Genomic DNA, 19,882 nt, shown 5'->3' with positions numbered 1-19,882 from the left:
GTGCATCACATTAATGATCAACGTAGGGGTTTGGTCTCCAAACCCCTCTCCAAACCATTGGTCTCCAAACCCCTCTCCAAACCATTGGTCTCCAAACCCCTCTCCAAACCATTGGTCTCCAAACCCCTCTCCAAACCCTTGGTCTCCAAACCCCTCTCAGGGAGAGTATCAAAGAATATCCTTACGCTTCTGTAACCAAAGCGCGATCGCGAGATAAACAACGGTATGTACACAAAGGATACCCCAATACAATAACCAGAACCATCAAAATAGTTTGCAGAATCGCTAAACCTGAACGGATCAGGAATTTTGACCCCAGATAGGGAAAAATGCCTAAATTAACTAATCGTTCTCTAGCATAAATACTAGATTCTTTAGGTTTGATAGGCGGCGGAATGATGCAAAAATTTCTCTGTCCAATGCTTGACAGTTTGCTCATTTTCTGATTTAGTTTTGCCTTGGTCGAGTTTGATGTAAATATCGGCAAAGTATTTTAAGTCACCAGAGGGCATTTCAAAGAAGTCCATCGCCTCTTGCGGGGGACCAAAGTAGCACAGATGTCCACCGCGACCCAGAAACGCGATGCGATCGCAGACTTCAATATTGGCGGTTGCATGGGTGACGAGGACGATGGTGCGCCCCTGATGGGCGAGTTCCCGTAAGAGTTGCATCATCTCTTTGTCCAATCCGGGGTCAAGTCCGGATGTGGGTTCATCTAGGAAAAAGAGTTTCGGATCAGCTAGGAGTTCCACGGCGATACTCACCCGTTTGCGTTGTCCCCCACTCAAATCCCGGACAAAGCTGTTGCGGACAAACTCTAGCTTAACTTGGTCAAGAGTGCGATCGACGATCGCCTTGACATTGGTATCCGGGGGTAATCGTAGTTGACAGGAGTAGGTGAGGACTTCAGCAACAGTTAAATCCGGATGAACGATATCATCTTGGGGGACATAGCCAATTTGAGACCGATAGAGGTTAAAATTCTGTCGCAGGTTATCGCCATTGAGAAAGACGCCACCTTCCTGGGTGGGTTCAATGCCTAAGAGGGTTTTTAATAGGGTGGATTTCCCCGTACCACTTCCGCCCACCAAGGCGACAAATTGTCCAGGTTCAATCGGGAGAGAGACATGACTGAGGATGGTTTTGGTTTGCCCCTGTTTATCCTTCACTTGACGGACTAAGCGATGGGCGTCGAGGCGGATATAATTGCCTCGATCCACTAATTCCAAGGTGTCTTGGCGTAGTAGTAGGCTAAAGGGACCGATGCGGATAGTATCGCCATCCTGGAGGGGAACGCTAGTGTTAATCGGTTTTTCGTTCAGGAAAGTACCATTGGTGCTACGGTCTTCTAAGACATAGCCACCTTGGGGGGATGGAGTGATAACGGCGTGTAGACGAGAAACCGTGGGGGCGTCGAGTTGGATGGCGGCGTAGCGTCCAGGAGTGGGTTCGCGTCCCAATTCCACGGGCCACTCCCGTAATCCTTGAAGAGATAGGCGCTGTTTACTGGGTTGGACGGTGAGTTGGCTGCGATTGGGATTGGTATAGGTGAGGAGGATATAGTTGCGGGGATCTTGACCAATTTCCAGTTGTACACCGCTTTGGAGGAGATAGCCTTTGCTGGTGTTGATTCGGGTTTTGTTGATAAAAATACCATTGGTACTGGGACGTTGACCATCGCCATCGAAAATACGATAGTCTTCACCCTCTTTGCGTAAGATGGCGTGGCGGTTAGAGATAACACCCCAACTGGGAGGGATGGGGAGGTTAGAGAAAGTGCGATCGCGTCCCAGTGTATGGGTGTTTTGGTTCAGGTAAAAGCGCTGGATTTGACCTTGATTGTTGAGTTCAAGGTAGGGGTGAGTCCCGACAACAGTGGTGTGACCAGATGTTTTGGTCATGTTGATAGCCTGAAACACTCTAATACTGTAAGCTAAATGTAACAGAATGGGGAAGAATTGTTTTGTGTTAAAAATACTCGCGATTTAAGGGGTGATCCATCCTGGAATCATTACTATCGATTCGTTCACCACTGGCGTAGCACACCCAAGGTCAAAGATTATCCCTGTAAAATCGCACCGACGTACATCCGGAAAAGCCGTATTACCATAATTAGAGTGATTTGTCATCTGGACTTTATACCAAAAAAGGATAAATTTCATCAGGTTGTGGAAATTGCCTTGCGAAAGGATGGTTGGGAGATTACAGATGACCCACTTTTCATCACTGTGGGTGGAGTCGATATGTTAATCGATCTGGGGGCAGAACGCCTGCTTGCTGCAGAAAAGCAGGGCGAGAAAATTGCCGTTGAGATTAAGAGTTTTTTGAATACTTCAGCCATAACAGATTTTCATTTAGCCGTTGGACAATTTATCAACTACCGTACAGCCCTGAAAATAAAAGATCCCCAGCGCCAGCTATTCATGGCAATTCCTTTAACAACCTATAATGATTTCTTTCAGCGTGAGTTTGCAACTATTATTATAGAAGATTATCAGTTGGCATTGTTGGTGTATGACATTGAAGACGAGGTAATTGCTTTATGGAAAAAGTAGAAATGTATCGAAATTGCATCAAAAAGATACTGACAGATTATGCTGCATACAAGCCTTCATACGGAGAGATAGAGGTGCAATTTGTCTGTGATACAGAAAACAATCATTATCAACTGGTTCGGGTCGGATGGGATAACAAACAGCGCGTGTATGGTTGTTTTATACATCTCGATATTAAGGATAACAAGATTTGGATTCAGCAAAATGTAACAGAAATTGATATCGGACAAGAATTAGTTGATTTAGGTGTATTGAAAGAGGATATTGTCGTTGGGTTTCATCCTCCTTATATGCGTCAGTTTACGGAATTTGCTGTGAGTTGAAATGTTCAGCTTTTAAGTTATATCTGTTTAAGTATATTGTGGCAATTTTCAAAAATGAAATCCTTACTATACGTGGGTTTCAGGCTTTTAACTGGTCACATCAATATGCGATCGCGCTTTCAACACCTCCATTAATTCCCTAGGGACATCGCAGCTACCCTAGTGATAGGCTAGTCATGGCAGACAGGCGTTTGCAGTCAAGAGGTGATTTAATGCCAGAAATCATGCTAAAAGATATTGTCGATGTTCAACCTTTAGCAGGATATCAACTCCATCTACGATTCGATGATGGCGTTGAGGGCATAGTTGATATTAGTCAAATAATAGAATTTACAGGTATATTTACTCCATTAGAAAATTCAGACTATTTTGCTAAAGTCCGAGTCAATCATGATTTAGGCACGATCCAATGGGAGAATGAAGCCGATCTCGATCCCGTTGTCCTGTACGCAAGGATTACAGGTTAAGAACCCAGCCATTTCTTAAATGCAACAGTCAATGCTGTCAAGGTTCAGGGAGTAGTGATGCAAATTCAACCTCCAACAACGACCGAAGTAAGAGGAAAAATTACACTTTTTGGAACCGTCAAAAATCAAGTCTGTAAAATTCAGACCGAATTAATCGGACGTGATTATATTTTGGCGATCAAAGCTTATCAAGAACGCATTCCTATATTCTGTACAGGTAATTTAATAAAAGTAAATGATGTTTTTATTCTCCAAGATTCTTGTAACTTTACCCTAGATGCAATATGGCAAAACTCAAGCAAATAGCAGGGTATCAGGGGAGCGTGTCCCTACCAATGGCAATTTAGATGTCAAAAACGTGCGATCACGCTTTCAATACTTCCATGAATTTGGAAAGGTTAACCCTTTCATGTTGTATTTTTATCATGAATATATGGATACAAGATATATGGTGAATAATGGGGCAGAGGTAGAAAACGTAATTGTGTAGGGGCGGGTTTCACTATTATCTTTTCGGTTGCGCCTAGATGCGACTAAACCCGCCCCGACTTTAGCCGGTATTGTGTCCCTACCAATGGCAATTTCGATGTCAAAAACGTGCGATCGCGCTTTCAACACTTCCATGAATTCCGTAGGGACATCGCGGCTACCCTAGTGATAGGCTGTAAGATTAGCGAGTCATCGCAGTAATCCAGGGTTTTGAACATGAGTACCATTAAACCTTCTTTTGATCGCGCCTATCAGGATTTCCTCCGGGACATTAAAATTCAGGTTGTTCAAAGTCGGATTGAGGCAGCGCGGGCAGTTAATCGATCGCTGATTCGCTTGTATTGGTCTTTGGGGCAGTTGATTATAGAGCGGCAGGAGGCGTTAGGATGGGGCAAGGCAGTCGTAGAACGGCTATCGGCTGACCTCAAGGCTGAATTTCCTCAAATAACTGGATTCTCACCGCGCAATTTGTGGTTAATCAAGCAGTTTTATGAAGCCTATGCTGAAGCACCTGAATTTCTGAAACAGCTTGTTGCAGAAATTCCTTGGGGTCATAATATTTTGATTATGCAGCGCATTAAAGATGAGGCGGCTCGCCACTATTATTTGGAAGCAACGGCTCGCTTAGGTTGGACGCGCAATGTGCTACTCAACCAAATTAAAGCAGGTGCCTATGAGGTGAGCCGACAAGACAAAAGTCATAACTTTTCGACAACCTTACCAGAATATTTGGCAGAGCAAGCCGAAGAAACGCTTAAAAGCCAGTATAGTTTAGAGTTTTTGGGATTGACACAGGCGGTTCACGAGCAAGAGTTGGAGCGAAATTTGATTGCTCGACTTAAGGATTTTTTGATTGAGTTAGGTTATGGGTTTTGTTTTATTGGTAGTCAGTATCGGTTGACCTTGGGAGAGAATGAGTATTTTCTCGATCTGTTATTTTACCACCGCTTTTTGAAGTGTTTGGTGGCGATTGATCTCAAAACCGGACGGTTTCGCCCCGAATATGCAGGCAAGATGGATTTTTATCTGGAGGTGTTGAATGAGCAAGAACGTGCCCCAGATGACAATCCTTCGATTGGAATTATTCTCTGTGCACAGCAGGATAGGCTAGAGGTAGAGTTTAGTCTGAAGTCAAAGACGAACCCGATTGGGGTGGCGACGTATCAGCTTTACCCGCAGGTGCCAGAGGAATATCAAGGCTTATTGCCAACCGATGAGGATTGGCAGCGATTGTTAGATTCAGCGTTGCCTGAGGAGGATGATAATTGATAAATTATGACACCAATAATTGGGAAAGGCTACTCAATTGCCAGGTTGATATCGCTAGAGTGGATATCTTGAAAGAACACATTCGCGATCGCGTTTTGTCGCTGATTGTAAGTTGGGAGAAAGAGATTATATTAAGCGTAAATACAAGCTGTTTACACAAGAGAATGTTGCTAGTTTATACGAAAAAGTAAAAGCCTTTAATTTTACGGTATACTAGTTTCTGCCTTGGGAACCAGGGCGGCTGCGCGGGTTCTCCACCGGATGTGGGGATAAAGGTTGGGCAACCAACTAGAGACGCTGAGTAAGACCAAAGGTAACTCTTTGCTCTTGGCATCGGTGAATGAGACGCGAAGCCTACACTATACCAAGAGGGTTAGTGTAGGTAGTTCACATCAGTGTTTTATCCTGTATTATAAGGCTTCCCTGGTTTGGGCAATTCGCACAATTGGGTAGAAACGTGAAGCCGGAACGTCTCATTCTCCATTAAGCAAAGGGCGACCCGAGTCAATTGAGTGGATTGGTGATGTTCATTTGTACAAGCGGGTCGCCCCTACAGGGGAATTATAGGTGTTGATGATATGGATGCGAGGTATAAGCGTGAGCGTTACCATTCCTGATGAAATCGTTAAAGCCTCACGACTCTCAGAAGCCGAGTTGATTCAAGAAATTGTGCTGATGCTTTTCCAGCAGAAAAAAATCAGCATCGGCAAAGCCAGTCGGTTACTGGGGATGAATCTAATCCAGTTCCAGAATTTGATTGCCAGTCGGGATATCTGTGTTCATTACGATGTTGCGGATTTCAAAGAAGATCTTAAAACAATTAATACTTTGTATCCACAATGATTGTCGTTAGCAACACTTCACCCATCAGTAACTTAGCCGTTCTGGGTAATCTCACTCATAAAAGCGGCGTAGAGGGGAGCCTTCCTTGTAGGGGCGACCCGCTTCCATAAATGAACAACTCTAGTCCACTCAATCGGATCGGGTCGCCCTCTGTTCAAATGTATTTCTCAGATTACGAGATATCTTTGTTCCTTACGATGTTACGGATTTCGGAGAATATCTGAAAACAATTATTTTGTCACCTCAGACATTGCAGAAAGTAAGGCTCTCAGGGCATGATTAACAGCTTCCGAGGTCTTAAAAACCTTAGCCACATCTGGAGCCAGGTTAGAGTAGGATTAACAATAATCACGTCACGGCTCAGGGGGGAAGTCTTGGGCAGGTATATCCTGATAAGGAGACGGAGGTGAAGACTCTGGAGAGTCGTGTAGCAGGTTGGAAACGAGGCTATAACTCAGATAGGCAGGAACTGCGATCGCGATCAGCACGGCGACTAGACCCAACCCGCTTCGGGCAGTCCATGACGACCCATAATAACAACGGTAGGGATCAAACGGTAGCTGTTGGGGATCAATGATATTCCGTAACGCAATCAGTCGCTTAAATCGGACTCGTCGATCATCAAGTTTTTCCAGTAGAATCCAACCCGCCAAGGCTTCTTCTTCACACAATTGTTGAAACACAGCCGGTTTATGAAATAAGTCGCGGTGCGATCGCACAATTTTGAATTCCCAGCCAACCAGTTGCGGGTCTACTGAAGGTTGTTCCGGATGACTCATACGGTCAATCGTGCCGTTGGCTTGTCGCTGTTGTAATAACGCTGAGTCTTCTTTTGCATCAAAACCCATCACAATATCCTCTTCCTCCTCCTGATAATCATGACTCCCGATCATCTGTCGCCAGCGCAGCCATGTACTGACAACCACTGACTGCCAACCCAGATTGCCGACTAACACGCTGAAAATGGTCACTTCAAGCATTTTTTAGTCATTCGTCATTCGTCATTCGTCATTCGTCATTTGTCATTTGTCATTTGTTATACTCGCTTCTCTCCAAGCCAGCACTGAGTCAGGGCAGGTTTAGCGGCATTCGGGTAGCAAGAAACGATAATCGTGAAACCCGTTCTTACAACCTGTAAAACTTAAACCTCTTTTTCGGTTATTCATAATTCATAATTCATAATTTATAAATTCATGACACATAGCCTTCCACAACATAATCTGATCCAAGCTGACGCCAACTAACTTGTTCAAGCGTCAGGGCGTCTGTCATCCTTGCTAGTCCTAAATCCCCAACAGGTGAGGGCGCTGTTATACCGCCGACAATTTTCGGAGCAATAAATGCCAGTACTTTTTGGACGGTGCCATCCGCGATCGCTCTGGCTGCCAAGGTGCCACCACATTCCCATAACACCGTTGAAAGCTGTCGGTCGTACAGATACGCCATTGCCTTAGCGGGTGTCAGAGGCGTCATTTCAATCACTTCTACTCCCTTGTTCACTAGCTGGTGCTGTAAATCCGGATTGGCTCCGATCTCGGTCAAAACTAACGTGGGAGCATCAGCGGTTTCCCATAAACGGGCATCGATGGGCAAGTCTAGGGTGCGACTCATCACCACTCGCAACGGATTGTGGGTATCGGTATCGTGACTGGTGAGATGAGGGTTATCCAGACGCACAGTATTACCCCCCACAATAACGGCATCACAAGCCGTCCGCAGTTGATGCACATACCGCCGCGCCTCTTGACCCGTCACCCAAGCACTGTGACCACTGGCGGTGGCAATTTTGCCGTCTAGTGTCATAGCATATTTCAACATTCCCCAGGGACGCTGGTGAAGGATGCGATGAATAAAGGCTTCATTAAGCTGGCGACAAGCTTCCGTTTCCACACCCACGACAACCTCAATCCCAGCCTTTCTCAGCCGCTCAATTCCACCCCCTGCCACCAGAGGATTGGGATCAACCATACCGACGACAACCTTGGCAACTCCTGCGGCAATTAAGGCTTCTGTGCAGGGGGGCGTTCGTCCATAGTGATTACAAGGCTCTAGGTTGACATAAATAGTCGCTCCCTGAGACTTGTCACCCGCTTGACGGAGAGCAAAGATTTCTGCATGGGGTTGACCTGCGCCGGGATGAAATCCCTCTCCCACGATCACTCCATCCCGGACAATAACGGCACCCACTAAAGGATTAGGGCTAGTTCGTCCGAGAGCACGGCGGGCAAGTTCGATGCACCGTTGCATCATCGTGCGATCAAATGGCGTCCAATGAGGAGACGCCGATGACACCGATTTAGCATCAGGTTGGGCGTCAACGGGAGAGTGTTCCATTGGTCTGCTATCTTTCTGGTTATTCTTGAGTGTAGAATATACTCCTCCCGGATCACGGATTCAGGAATGTCTTTTCTGGCTTATCGCCGATATTCGTCGCCACAATCGCCGATGATTTGATATAAATCTTGTGACTTGACCAATATGGCTTCAATCTTCTCCTTATCCTGGGCATCAAGGGTCATAGTAAATACTCTGGCATTATCGTCTATATGTTCCGATATGCCTAACCTCGCCCCAACAATCACACCGGCTACGGCTGGCTGATCGAGGATATACCGCACCGCTACGTTGGGGATACTGACATTATGGTGAGTGGCTATGTCCTGGAGTACGGTGAGCAACTCTTGAAATAAACTCCAACCGCCCCACCCATCAATCATGTTCTTGTATTTTCTCAAGCTAGCCGTAGACAGTTGTGTCCCACCCGGTTCAGGTTGTCCTAAATACTTTTCTGATAACAAGCCGCCGCAGACTGTGCCATAGGTGAAAAGTTTAATGTCATGGTCTTGACAAAATGGTGCCATGTTGACTTGAGGACGGCGGTCAATCAGGGAATACTGGACTTGATTGGAGAGGATGTTGATCCCGGCGTCGATGATAATTTTTAGGTGTTCGGTATCAAAGTTGGTTAACGCCAGGTGCTTAATTTTCCCTTCCGTTTGCAGTTGTGCCATCTGCTTGAGGGCGTCTAGATAGTTGCGATCGCGGTAGTCCCACCAGTGGAATTGCAGCAAGTCCAGGCAATCCATTCCCATCCGTTGGCGAGAGCGATCGATATTTTGCTCCACCCATTGTCGAGTCATCCGACCCGGGCGGGGTACCCATTTGGTAAAGGCTTGGATGTTCGCTAACGCCTCCTCACCACGAGTCGCCACCAGTTGACGCCTAAATTCGCCAATAAAATCTTCCGCCGGTCCATAATGATCTGCCAGATCCCAGGTGGTAAAGCCAGCATCTAGATAATCAAACATACTGGGGATGGCTTTTTGGGGATCAATGCGTCCATGAGCACCAGATACTTGCCATAAGCCATTTAAGAGGCGACAGATGTTCAAATCTGGGGCTAATTGCAATCGGCTTGATTCAGGTAAAGTCATGGTAAGTAGGTTGGGACAATTAAAGTTAACGGCTCTGATCGTCATTCGTCATACTCGCTACCCTTGAGAAGCAAGCTACGTCATTCGTCAGGGTTTAAGGTCTATTTGCAGAAATTAATCGTGTTGGGTTTATTTCCACCAGCCTACTTAACAGGGTAATGCTTGCTTCCGAATAACTATGGCTATGATAGATAGGCGCACTATACAGCAAAATATGATAGTACAGGCTACTGTTTTATGATGCCACCGTTGCTTATTTTCCCAAAAACAGAGGTCGCTGATCAAGTTTGACTTGGATGGATGACCGTTTAGTTGAGGGGTCTCACCCCTATTTACGTTGCCGAGTTGACCAATTAATCTTGAAGAAGAGAAAAAAAAAGAGCCGACGATTGGCTCTCTCGATTATCAGGGTGCATCTACTTAACACAGTATAGCATTTTGGGGGTGAGGGGTGTCACCCCCCTATTTAAATTCAGTTGGGGCAGCATCCAGACAAATAAAAAAGGAGAGCCCTAAAATTAGGCGACTCTCCCGATCATCAGGGTGCATCTACATAACACAGTATAGCACTGTGGGGGTGGGGGGTGTCACCCCCTATTTGATTTTTTTCGCTGAAGTTCTGTTCCCTGTTGCCCGTTCCTTGTTCCCTTTAATGGTATTTGAGCGCCTTTTTCACCAAGTCGGGAATTTGGGAAGGATACTCAGCAACAGGTATATTTGCCTGTTTGAACGCCGCCACCTTATGTTGAGCCGTTGTCGTATTCGCGATCGGTCCTGATAACTGAGCGGCGATAATAGCGCTGGTATCCCCAACTTGTTTGTCTTCAGGGGTATATTGTCCAGCAACATAAGCAATAACGGGTTTCTCTATGGCTTGGGCAATAAATGCTGCTGTTTCATCTTCACTATCGCCCCCCGTCTGATCCAGTAAGACAATCGCTTCTGTACGTTTATCCTGGGCTAAAATTTCCAGCCACTGACGAAATGACGAGGCGATAATAGCTTCACTACCGAGATTCACAGCGATGGATTGTCCAAGTTTAGCTTGGGTTAACGCCAAAGCCACTTCATAGGTGAGAGTACTAACTCGGCTAATCACACCAATTGTACCGGGCTGATAAAATTCACACTCCTGAGTCCCCAGTAACAGTTTTCCTGGCACAATAATCCCAGAACTACTCGGTCCAACAATCAGGGTTTCACTGGCTTGGGCTTTGGCTAGCAAGTGAATCATATCTAGAGGCGGAATACCACCAGTCACTAGAATAATGGGTGACAAGCCAGCGTCTATCGCTTCTAACGCTGCATCCAAGGCGCTGTAGGATTCGGCAAAAATAACCGTGGCGTCGCAAGATCCAACTTCGGATAACGCCTCTTCTACGAGGTCAAAGACGGGAATCCCATGCAACGTCTCTCCTCCCTGACCTGCACTAACCCCAGCCACTAGATTTGTGCCATAAGCTTTCATGCGGGCGGCATAATAGGAACCGATGGGTTGGGTGATGCCCTGAACCAGGATGTTCATGTCTGGTGTGAATTTCATAGGCGCTGGATTCAGCAATGTAGTAGATGCGATTAACAATATCAGTAAAGGTTTGGCGCAAGCGATTAACTATAGGATACCGATAAGTACTGGTTATTCGTCAGGGTAGGTTTAGTCACATCGGGGCGGAAAAAAACGATAATAGTGAAACCCGCCCCTACAAACTCACAACTCTTTCAACTTCCTGGCTAGTTATCTCTGCCAATCCACCTTCGCGAAGTAAGGCGGGGTTCATGAACTTGCCAGAGAAATCGCTTGTGCTACTGCCTGCTCCAAGTTATCCATCCAGTGTACAGGGAGTGCCGCTAAACGGTCTTGGATATTGTCTATTTTGCCGTTAGCTAAGCGAATGACTAGGTGAGGTAACTCTGTCCTAGATAAAGATTTCGGAGTGAGATTCCGGCGGCGACGATTGCGTGAGTCATGGGAGTGCAATTTTCCTGTTGTTGGTGTTTTGGCGGGATCTACTCCACTGACTCCGGAGTTATTTTCATCTTTCGATAGTAGATAACTGGCAATTACCTCAGCCACGGCTTCACTAGCCGCGGCGTTGCTCAAAATATTCACTAAGACAACTTGGATGTTTTGAGTGTCCGTCAACTGCTGCAAGGCATTTTGTAACTGTTGTACGGGAGAGGCGGCGGACGGTACATCCCAACTGGCATAACCGTCTACAATTAAACAACTAGCTGGCTTACCTTTTGCTTTGTACAATAAATCCAATGTAGCTGCGGCTAGACAAGGACTATTGGACAGAACACCAATATTTCCTTGACTATCCGTCCATTGTAGATCCGTTGGCTGGTCGGCGGGTTGGAGAGTTTGGGTCAGGCTTGATGCGAGGTTTGCCAACTCTGATTGGCGTCCCAAAGCATGATCATTGACAGCAATTTTGCCATCTAGCGCCATGACTTCGTGGTTAGCACTGACGCCGAGGGGATTAATTTCGACTAAATCCAGGTCTTTTTGGATCAGAAGTTGATACATTTTCTGGACAATATCGCTGACTGATTCAATCAGATGACCTTGCAGTCCCATTTTGAAGGCTAGACGTCGGGCGTAAAAGGGAGAAAAGTCTTCCTCTACTACCACTCGTTGCATCTGTGCCATTACCCCTTCGACATGGATACCACCTTGGCATGAACCCAACAGAACTGGACGTTTTAAGGTGTAGTCCAGGATAACCGCCAGATAAAATTCTTTTTCAGCATCATAGTGGGCTTCCGCTAGCAGCACGTTGGGATACTTACCGAGAATGGACAGATTAAAAATAGCTCGTGCAGTTGCGATCGCGTCAATTGTATTTTCCACTGTCCGGATACCACCCGCTCTACCCCGCCCGCCTTTGGGGACTTGGGATTTGAGAACCACGGGATAGGGAATTTCTAGTTGTTTGAGATCTCTGGGATGGTCGATGCATTGAGAGGGCAAAACGGGAATGCCGATCTGACGGAATAAGGCTTTGGCTTGGTACTCTAGTAAGTCCATGAATTTAGATGCTCAGCTAAGGGGGTCTTCTTCAAGGTTAAGAACTCTTAGCCTTTAACGTTACAAAAAGCTGACTCCAACAGCCACTCATTCACCCTGATGGTTGCTCAATCTGCCTGAAGTGATTGAGATTGCCAATTAATATGATAAAGTGTTTCTATCAGTTTTGCTCAGCGAATCCCCCTATAGGGTATCGTGAAAATGGGCAGTCGGGCATCGCCCCTGAAAATGTAATTGGTATAATTTTACTCAAATACTGCCTTTTAGATTTGATAATTCATAATTCATACTGTGTTCCCCATTAGTGATGATAATCCGACGCGCATTACTCCTTATGTAACCTACGCGCTCATTGGTGTTAATATTGCGGTTTTTATCCATCAATTACTCTTAACACCGCCCCAGCTTAATGAATTTTTCCAACTGTATGCGGTTGTTCCTAAAGAGTTAAGCGCTAGCTTTCAAGGGACTCCGGTTGATCAACCGGTGCCAGAATGGTTTACCTTGATCAGTTCCCAGTTCCTCCATGGAGGTTTCTTACATATTGGCGGCAATATGTTGTTTTTATGGATTTTTGGCAACAATATTGAAGACCGTCTGGGTCATATTAAATACTTCATCTTTTACATTGCTTGTGGTATATTAGCAGCCTTGTCCCAGTGGTTTTTCTCCATGGAATCCGGGATTCCCTCTCTAGGGGCGAGTGGTGCGATCGCGGGCGTGATGGGCGCTTATATTCTCAAGTTTCCTACGGCTCAAATCAATACCTTAGTATTTTTAGGGTATTTCGTGACCACCATTCGATTACCTGCTGTTTTATACTTGGGCTTATGGTTTGTCCAACAAGCGTTTAGTGGCGTGGCGAGTGTCAGCGTGCAAACGGATGTGGGAACGGAAACTGGAGGAATCGCTTATTGGGCGCATGCTGGCGGTTTTGTGTTTGGAGCCATCCTTGGTCCTTTATTTGGATTATTGTCTGAAGATTAATTGGTCATTGGTCATTGGTCATTTGTCATTGGTCATTTGTCATTCGTCATACTCGCTGCGCGAAAAGCAAGCTAAATCTTACCTAAAGGTGTGAGGACTATTTCCATAAGTTGATATAATTAGGTTTGTATCCATCAACCTACTCTTAAATAATTAATTGTTGATTTGTCAGGGAGAAAGAGGCTTGTGGTTCCATTACGGGATGAAAATCCAATCAAAATTACACCATACATCACTTATACGTTAATTGCAATTAATGTCTTAGTTTTTATTTTCGAGCTAACCTTAAATCCTCAACAACTAGATGTATTTTTCCATCTATTTGCTGTTGTTCCCAAGGAATTGACAGCGAGTTTTAACGGGATTACCGTGCATCAGCCGATACCAGAACCGCTGACGTTAATCACAGCACAGTTTCTCCATGCGGGGTTCACCCATGTGGGATTCAACATGTTATTTCTCTGGATTTTTGGCAATAATATCGAAGAAGAACTGGGTCGGTTCAAGTTTCTGATATTTTATCTAACCTGTGGCGTATTAGCCAGTTTAGCCCAGTGGTTTTTCTCTGCTCAATCGGGGATTCCATCTCTGGGTGCCAGTGGTGCGATCGCGGGTGTGATGGGGGCTTATATTCTTAAGTTTCCCAATGCTAAAGTAGTCACATTAATTCCCCTAGGCTTCTTTTTTACCACACTAAGATTACCCTCTGTCTTTTTCCTGGGATTTTGGTTCTTACAGCAAGCGTTTAATGGATTAGCCATGTTAGAAGCCCCAGCCAATGTGGGGATGGAAAATGGGGGTATCGCTTACTGGGCGCACGCTGGCGGGTTTATCTTTGGTGCGATCCTGGGTCCTTTGTTAGGATTATTCTCTGAGGATACCAAGCCATCGTTTTGGGATTCCCAAAATCTTTCTTGAACCCTGAGATAATTAAATACAATAGTTATAGCCCTCAACTAAAGTTGGGGCTAAAAGCTTAAACCCGTTTAAACGGGTTCAATGACTTACCCGGTAAGCTTGATTCTTACTTGAGCTTTGATAGACAAATTTATTTCCTGATTAAGTAGTCGGACTGGCATAAAACGGCAAGCTCATTAAGTTTTGTAAATCCCCCTCAAACTCTTACTGATTTCTGTTCGCCGTTCCCAACCGTTAACTTTAATGTATCCACCTACTTAGCAGAGTACCAGATCTGAGAATAAGCATATTGTAGTGATTTATACTCTATTAATTGTTAAATCTAGATAAATTTTTGCCAGATAATACAGGTTGAAAAGATTTATAAAATCAGTAGTTTAAGAAGCAATCCACCCGGTAACGCTCCGATACTATAGGTATGGATGTGATTAGTTGCCAGCAAGCAAAGGACACCATCAATGTCACTGAGTCAATTTTCAATTATAGAAACGACACTACGGGAAGGAGAACAATTTTGTGGGGCTAACTTTTCATCACAGGATAGAGTAGAAATTGCCAGGGCGCTTGACCAGTTCGGAGTTGAATATATTGAAGTTACCTCTCCTTGTGCTTCACCTCAATCCCGTCAAGATTGTCAGCATCTGGCTCAATTGGGTTTGCACGCCAAAGTGATGACCCATATTCGCTGTCATTTAGAGGATGCCAAAGTAGCACTTGATACAGGCGTTAACGGAATTAATCTGTTCTTTGGTACGTCCAGTTTGCTACGCCAGTTTGGTCATGGAAAGAGTATAAATCAAATTGTTGATCTGGCAACGGAGGTTATTACTTTTATTCATGATCAAAGTCCTGAAACAGAGTTGCGCTTTTCTACAGAAGATTCATTTCGCAGTTTGCTTGGCGATTTACTCCAAGTTTATAGTGCTATCGATAAACTCGGCATGGTGAATCGTTTCGGTTTAGCGGATACCGTTGGTGTCGCTACTCCCAATCAAGTATTTAATTTAGTCCAGACACTGCGCCAACATACAAGTACCGATATTGAATTCCATGGTCATAATGACACAGGTTGTGCGATCTCGAATAGCTATACCGCCCTAGAAGCGGGTGCGACTCATATCGATACTACAGTATTGGGCATTGGGGAACGGAATGGGATCACCCCTCTGGCTGGACTCATCGCCCGTCTCTACACTATTAACCCGGAACAATTGCAGTGGAAATATCGCCTACCTCAACTTGCAGCACTGCATCAACTTGTCGCCGATAAAGTGGGTATGGCAATTCCAGCAAACCACTATATTATCGGTTCAGCCGCATTTAACCATAAGGCGGGAGTTCATGCTAAAGCCATGCTGAATAATCCCCAGACTTACGAAGCCATTGATCCCAGTGATTTTGGACTATCCCGTTCCTTTTTAATTAATCATAAACTCACAGGTCGTCATGCCATTGCCAATCGCGCCAGTCAACTGGGATTAGACTTCGACCCCTTCCAAATTCAGGCAATAACTCAGACAATTAAAGCCTTGGCGGATCAACAACAACTGACCCTAGAGAATGTCGATGAGATATTGCGTTCTACTTTCCCCCTGCAACAGAGTCAAAATCCGGCGTAAGGGTGTATTTTTCCTGGTTGATAACAGGTTCGATGCTATAGGATTGATCATTTGAATTTTTGGCACGCTTGACCAAAAATGCCACCAACCATGGGGCAAGCATAATGATACCTAACATCCGGGTTAATTGCATGGCTAATACCAATCCAGTGTCACCTCCTAACTGCATCACAGTGGCAACCATTGCCTCAATTCCCCCTGGTGTGAATCCTAAAATAGCTGTTGCCATATCCACATCGGTGACGCAATGAAAACCATAGCCAATCCCTAAACAGATAATAATTAACCCAATAACTAATCCGATTTCAATTAAGACAGCTTTGCCGAGTTTACGGGCGGTTTGCCAGTCAAACTGTACGCCAACCGATAATCCAATCAGTAATAGTCCACCTGCGAATAAAGGTTGAGGCATTTGTACTTGATTGGGCAATGCCCAAAATGCGGCTAATCCTACCAGAAAGGGACCGAAAAATCCAGGGGAAGGTAGACGGAATCGCTTTCCTGCCCAAATTCCCAGGATACCGCACCCGGCTAGAATTAAAAGGCTTAATGTCAGAGGTAGGGTGGTCAAGTTACTGGTTGTGGCGACAGTGGTAGTGACTGGTGTATCGGGGTTGGCGGGAACCAGCAGGATAGCCGCGCTAGGCATGATTAACACAACCAGCAAAACTCGGATATATTGAAGTAGAGCAACTGCGATCGCGTCTGCTCCCATTTCTTCACTCATAACCACAATGCTGGATGCTGCACCTGGTATAAATCCGAGTAAACTGGTAGTGCGATCGATCCCAGCCCAACGACTTAAGAGATACCCATTAAATAGACTCAGACTCCCGGTGAGCAAAACACAGAGTAACAAAGGTACGGCGTAGGTTGTTGCCACACTAATGGTTTCTGGAGAAAAGCGAGTGGCTGTTACCAAACCGACAATAATTTGTCCGATGAGTTTAAAACTTGAAGGTAAGGGTTGGCGGCGTCCTAAACTGATTGCGTAGCCAATTCCCACCAGCATCGGACCGAGTAGCCAACCGACGGGGACATGCAGCCAGTTAAAGAGTAAGCCGACGCCAATTGCGGTGATGATCTGCTGTGTAATTCTTTTGGTTTGGGGCAAATTGTCAACGAGTTTCTCTCTCCAACGGGAAAGACGGTCTTGATTGGGTATCGAGGGGGATTGCGGTAATGAGGAGAGTTGCCAAACCACAGAGATTAATAAATAGAGTATAAAAAACTTAACATTCCTATTCTATCATCTGTATTGATGAGGGCGCAGGATGTGGGGGTTAGGAACTGTTCGGTAGTTTCTACCGTAAGGCACTTTGAGTAGGCATAAGCATCTAGTCGCTAGGATGCGATGTGGACAGGTTTTCTGCTTTTGGGTAGTTTTGTCCATACATAAATGAGCGGTGTAGGTTGAACACTTGCGATCGCGAAACCCAACAGGTTAACCTGGCAATTGGATTACTGCCGATATGACACAGCTAAAATTGTGGACTCGACTTTACCATTAAATCGGGCGCAAAGCGAAAGCGCCCCTACCAAGGTGACTTCCCCAATCAACAAATGATGAATGATGAATGACGAATGACAAATGACAAAGGACAATTAATACCTTGTCGCCCCTGTGGGAATTGGCTCCTCTTGTTCTTCTTCTAATTCCTCATCTTCAAAGGCATCTTCGTCTTCGTCTTCATACTCCAGTTCAATATCCTCCTCAACCTCGGTAGCGCTGACTGGAATCGAGATATCCGCACCGTTGATAATCGCCCCTAATAGCGGTGATGGCTCGGCTTCAGTTAATTCTTGAGCTGCCAGATTCAAGATTGATTTCTCGCTGTAACCGGGACGGGTGACGAGTACCATCCCATCGGCTAGGGGTTCGAGCAACAGGGTATCATTGGACAGGGAGAGCGCCGGACTATCAATGACCACAAAGTCGAAGCGATTACGAGCATCACTGATAAGCTGTTGGAATTCTCGCGATTCTAGGATTGCAGCGGCTTGTTTTTGGGGTCCGGGACTGGGTACGATATAGAGATTCTCAATATTTGGGGCTAACTGAATGCAAGCACTCTTAGAGCCGTAGTAAGGTAAGGGTTGGGTCTTCGCTTCCGGTTCAGGGGTGACTTGGTGGAAATGAGCTTGGGAGGATGAGCGCAAATCGGCTTCAATTAATAGAGTACGCTTACCCGCATGAGCTGATGCGATCGCTAAATTATAAGCTGTGGTGGTTTTGCCCTCTCCGTTAACCGTGCTGGCGATTAATACCACTTTCAAGGATTTATTTTCCCCACTACACAGCTTACTGCGGAACCGTTCGTACACCTCTAAATAAGGTGAACTTGACTTGAGTAAAATACCCGTTTGTCCCAAATCTGGGTCAATGCTCATCACCACGGGCAATTCTGCCAAGACAGGGACATCATGTTGTGCCAGCAGTTGCTGGATTTCTTTGGCGGCATAGAGTTTGCTATCCAAGATAGCTAGGATCAGAATCACACCAGCCGCCGCGACTAAGCCGACAAAAGTTCCCCCAGCGAGGATAACAATCGGATTGGTTGATTCTTTCCCACCTTTCTTCTGGACAATAGGAGGCTGACCAACGCTGAGATAGCTCACGGTTTCTGCGTCGGCGGCTTTGGCATCAATGAGTGATGCTTGTAATTTGTGGTAGAAGTCTTGTTTTAGCTGAAACTGCTGCGTCAAGCGCACCTGCTCAAGTTGTTTGGTGGGAATCTGTTGGTATTCTTGGAGCAGTTCCTGTCCAATTCTATTCGTAGTTTCTAGTTGATCTTGCAGCGTATCACGTTGAGTCGATAATGATACCAATGTATCAGCTAATTGTTTCCGGGCTGGGTCAAGGCTGCTATCGGCTCGGATTTGCGGGGGGGTTAAAGCTTGACCCAAACCGTTCCCTTGAACGATCTCAGCCGCTCGCTGTCCCAGCATTAATTCATAAGTCCGTTGCTGTCGCTGTAACTCTTGGACATTGGGATGTTGGTCTTTATACCCTTGACTCTTGAGCAGTTCTTTCTGGGTTTCAATTTGTTGCAGTTGTTGGCGCAAGCCAGCGATGGTGGGATCAGCGCTCAAGGCTGAGTTGGTATAAGCTTGGTCAGCCGTCAACCCCAACCGCCTCTGTAAGCTAGCCATCTGACTCTCAATTCCTTCTAGAGTCTGTTGCAGTTGGCGTTGTTGTTGTTTGTTGGCATTAATTTGTGCCAGCAAGCTGTTATCTTCAGCTAAGGCTAAGGCAGCACCCTCAATCCGGTTAAAGGTTTCCAGTTCTTCTTGTGCCTGTTTTAGTTCTTCTTCTGCCTCGGCTGAGCGTTTTTCAATGGACTCAATAATCGCTTGCAGTCGCCTGCTATTAATTAAACGACTTTGCTCAATCATTTTCTGCATCAGCACTTCTACAGTTTTGGCAGCTTGCTCCGGATCATCATCGTTGTAAAACACTCCGATTATTGATGGAGGCGCAGCTTCTTTGTCTCCTCCAGACTTGTCGAATTTCAAATCTACATTATCGACGATCTCTTTTGGATTAGCGCCCACAGCGATAGATGTGGCTTTAATCACGTTTTCCTCTAACAGATTCTCCTTTCCCAGTTGCAACCCCTGCTGTTTAATTTGGGTTCCGGTTTCCGAAAAGGTTTGCACCGGAGGCGTCACTGACAAAACTCCAGCGGCTTCGTAAGAAATTGCACTGGGGGGAGATGGCATAATCGCCACAACGCCCGCACCGCCAGTAATTAGCGCGAAAACACCTATGCCAATGAATTTATAGCGATCAAGGGCGATTAAATAACGTTTAATTAAGGGGATAGTCATAGCAATTTCACACTAACGAGTCGTGCAGGGGGAGTCTAGGAGAGGATGAATGAATGGAGGTATAGTTCGTAAAAGTATAGTCAAATATAGACAGACTTCATCTCATTGCAGAAATT

The 19,882-nt window shown here is 45.6% G+C and carries 16 protein-coding genes and 1 pseudogene; 9 read left to right on the top strand and 8 right to left on the bottom strand.

The genetic code is table 11. The features are described from left to right. Positions 1-238: 238 nt before the first annotated feature. A pseudogene (locus ACLFWI_RS10005) lies at positions 239-1,901 on the bottom strand (ATP-binding cassette domain-containing protein); the annotation flags it as partial. A 237-nt stretch (positions 1,902-2,138) separates the two neighbouring features. On the opposite strand from ACLFWI_RS10005, the gene ACLFWI_RS10000 reads away from it, so the two are divergent. The 6 genes from ACLFWI_RS10000 (at position 2,139) to ACLFWI_RS09975 (ending at position 5,946) form a co-directional block, all read left to right on the top strand. Beyond that, positions 2,139-2,555, top strand: a complete 417-nt coding sequence (locus ACLFWI_RS10000) for a XisH family protein (protein ID WP_006098946.1) — start codon at positions 2,139-2,141, stop codon at positions 2,553-2,555. Then, positions 2,543-2,878 (top strand): element excision factor XisI family protein, encoded by a 336-nt coding sequence (locus ACLFWI_RS09995; RefSeq protein ID WP_446412820.1) that lies wholly within the window; start codon positions 2,543-2,545, stop codon positions 2,876-2,878. Before ACLFWI_RS10000 ends, ACLFWI_RS09995 begins: the two co-directional genes overlap by 13 nt. A gap of 212 nt (positions 2,879-3,090) precedes the next feature. Further along, complete coding sequence (locus ACLFWI_RS09990) at positions 3,091-3,345, top strand: DUF2442 domain-containing protein (protein WP_446412819.1); 255 nt, start codon at positions 3,091-3,093, stop codon at positions 3,343-3,345. A gap of 57 nt (positions 3,346-3,402) precedes the next feature. Continuing rightward, positions 3,403-3,651, top strand: coding sequence for a hypothetical protein (locus tag ACLFWI_RS09985; protein ID WP_446412818.1), 249 nt, complete (start codon positions 3,403-3,405; stop codon positions 3,649-3,651). Positions 3,652-4,050: 399 nt separating this feature from the next. Continuing rightward, on the top strand, positions 4,051-5,103 hold the full coding sequence (locus ACLFWI_RS09980; RefSeq protein ID WP_446412817.1) for a PDDEXK nuclease domain-containing protein: 1,053 nt from the start codon (positions 4,051-4,053) through the stop codon (positions 5,101-5,103). A gap of 597 nt (positions 5,104-5,700) precedes the next feature. Beyond that, positions 5,701-5,946, top strand: coding sequence for a UPF0175 family protein (locus ACLFWI_RS09975; RefSeq protein WP_446412816.1), 246 nt, complete (start codon positions 5,701-5,703; stop codon positions 5,944-5,946). A gap of 353 nt (positions 5,947-6,299) precedes the next feature. Here ACLFWI_RS09975 and ACLFWI_RS09970 read toward each other — a convergent pair whose 3' ends face one another. The 5 genes from ACLFWI_RS09970 to ACLFWI_RS09950 all read right to left on the bottom strand — a co-directional run bounded on the left by ACLFWI_RS09970 (position 6,300) and on the right by ACLFWI_RS09950 (position 12,411). Next, entirely contained in the window at positions 6,300-6,926 is a 627-nt protein-coding gene (locus ACLFWI_RS09970) for a hypothetical protein (protein ID WP_446412815.1), read from the bottom strand. Between the two features lie 211 nt (positions 6,927-7,137). Further along, positions 7,138-8,280, bottom strand: coding sequence for a bifunctional diaminohydroxyphosphoribosylaminopyrimidine deaminase/5-amino-6-(5-phosphoribosylamino)uracil reductase RibD (ribD, locus tag ACLFWI_RS09965; protein ID WP_446409568.1), 1,143 nt, complete (start codon positions 8,278-8,280; stop codon positions 7,138-7,140). 80 nt (positions 8,281-8,360) lie between these two features. Then, complete coding sequence (locus tag ACLFWI_RS09960) at positions 8,361-9,380, bottom strand: aldo/keto reductase (protein ID WP_446412821.1); 1,020 nt, start codon at positions 9,378-9,380, stop codon at positions 8,361-8,363. Between the two features lie 649 nt (positions 9,381-10,029). Then, on the bottom strand, positions 10,030-10,923 hold the full coding sequence (locus tag ACLFWI_RS09955) for a succinate--CoA ligase subunit alpha (protein ID WP_446412814.1): 894 nt from the start codon (positions 10,921-10,923) through the stop codon (positions 10,030-10,032). 231 nt (positions 10,924-11,154) lie between these two features. Beyond that, on the bottom strand, positions 11,155-12,411 hold the full coding sequence (locus tag ACLFWI_RS09950; RefSeq protein ID WP_446412813.1) for an ATP-grasp domain-containing protein: 1,257 nt from the start codon (positions 12,409-12,411) through the stop codon (positions 11,155-11,157). 291 nt (positions 12,412-12,702) lie between these two features. On the opposite strand from ACLFWI_RS09950, the gene ACLFWI_RS09945 reads away from it, so the two are divergent. The 3 genes from ACLFWI_RS09945 (at position 12,703) to lysS (ending at position 15,935) form a co-directional block, all read left to right on the top strand. Continuing rightward, positions 12,703-13,398, top strand: coding sequence for a rhomboid family intramembrane serine protease (locus ACLFWI_RS09945; protein WP_446412812.1), 696 nt, complete (start codon positions 12,703-12,705; stop codon positions 13,396-13,398). Between the two features lie 186 nt (positions 13,399-13,584). Beyond that, positions 13,585-14,316: a rhomboid family intramembrane serine protease gene (locus ACLFWI_RS09940; protein ID WP_446412811.1), complete on the top strand. Its 732-nt coding sequence runs from the start codon at positions 13,585-13,587 to the stop codon at positions 14,314-14,316. A gap of 458 nt (positions 14,317-14,774) precedes the next feature. Continuing rightward, positions 14,775-15,935 carry a homocitrate synthase gene (gene lysS / locus ACLFWI_RS09935; RefSeq protein WP_446412810.1) on the top strand — a complete coding sequence of 387 codons (1,161 nt, stop codon included), beginning with the start codon at positions 14,775-14,777 and terminating at the stop codon, positions 15,933-15,935. Here lysS and ACLFWI_RS09930 read toward each other — a convergent pair. Both ACLFWI_RS09930 and ACLFWI_RS09925 read right to left on the bottom strand, forming a co-directional pair. Then, entirely contained in the window at positions 15,898-17,139 is a 1,242-nt protein-coding gene (locus ACLFWI_RS09930; protein WP_446412809.1) for an AbrB family transcriptional regulator, read from the bottom strand. The genes lysS and ACLFWI_RS09930 overlap by 38 nt on opposite strands. Positions 17,140-17,540: 401 nt before the next feature. Further along, a complete protein-coding gene (locus ACLFWI_RS09925) occupies positions 17,541-19,766 on the bottom strand; it encodes a GumC family protein (protein WP_446412808.1) in 2,226 nt (741 codons plus the stop codon). Positions 19,767-19,882: the final 116 nt, after the last annotated feature.

The organism is Coleofasciculus sp. (genome assembly GCF_046539235.1).
Classification (GTDB): Bacteria; Cyanobacteriota; Cyanobacteriia; order Cyanobacteriales; family Coleofasciculaceae; genus Coleofasciculus.
This window is presented reverse-complemented; position numbering and strand designations above follow the sequence as displayed.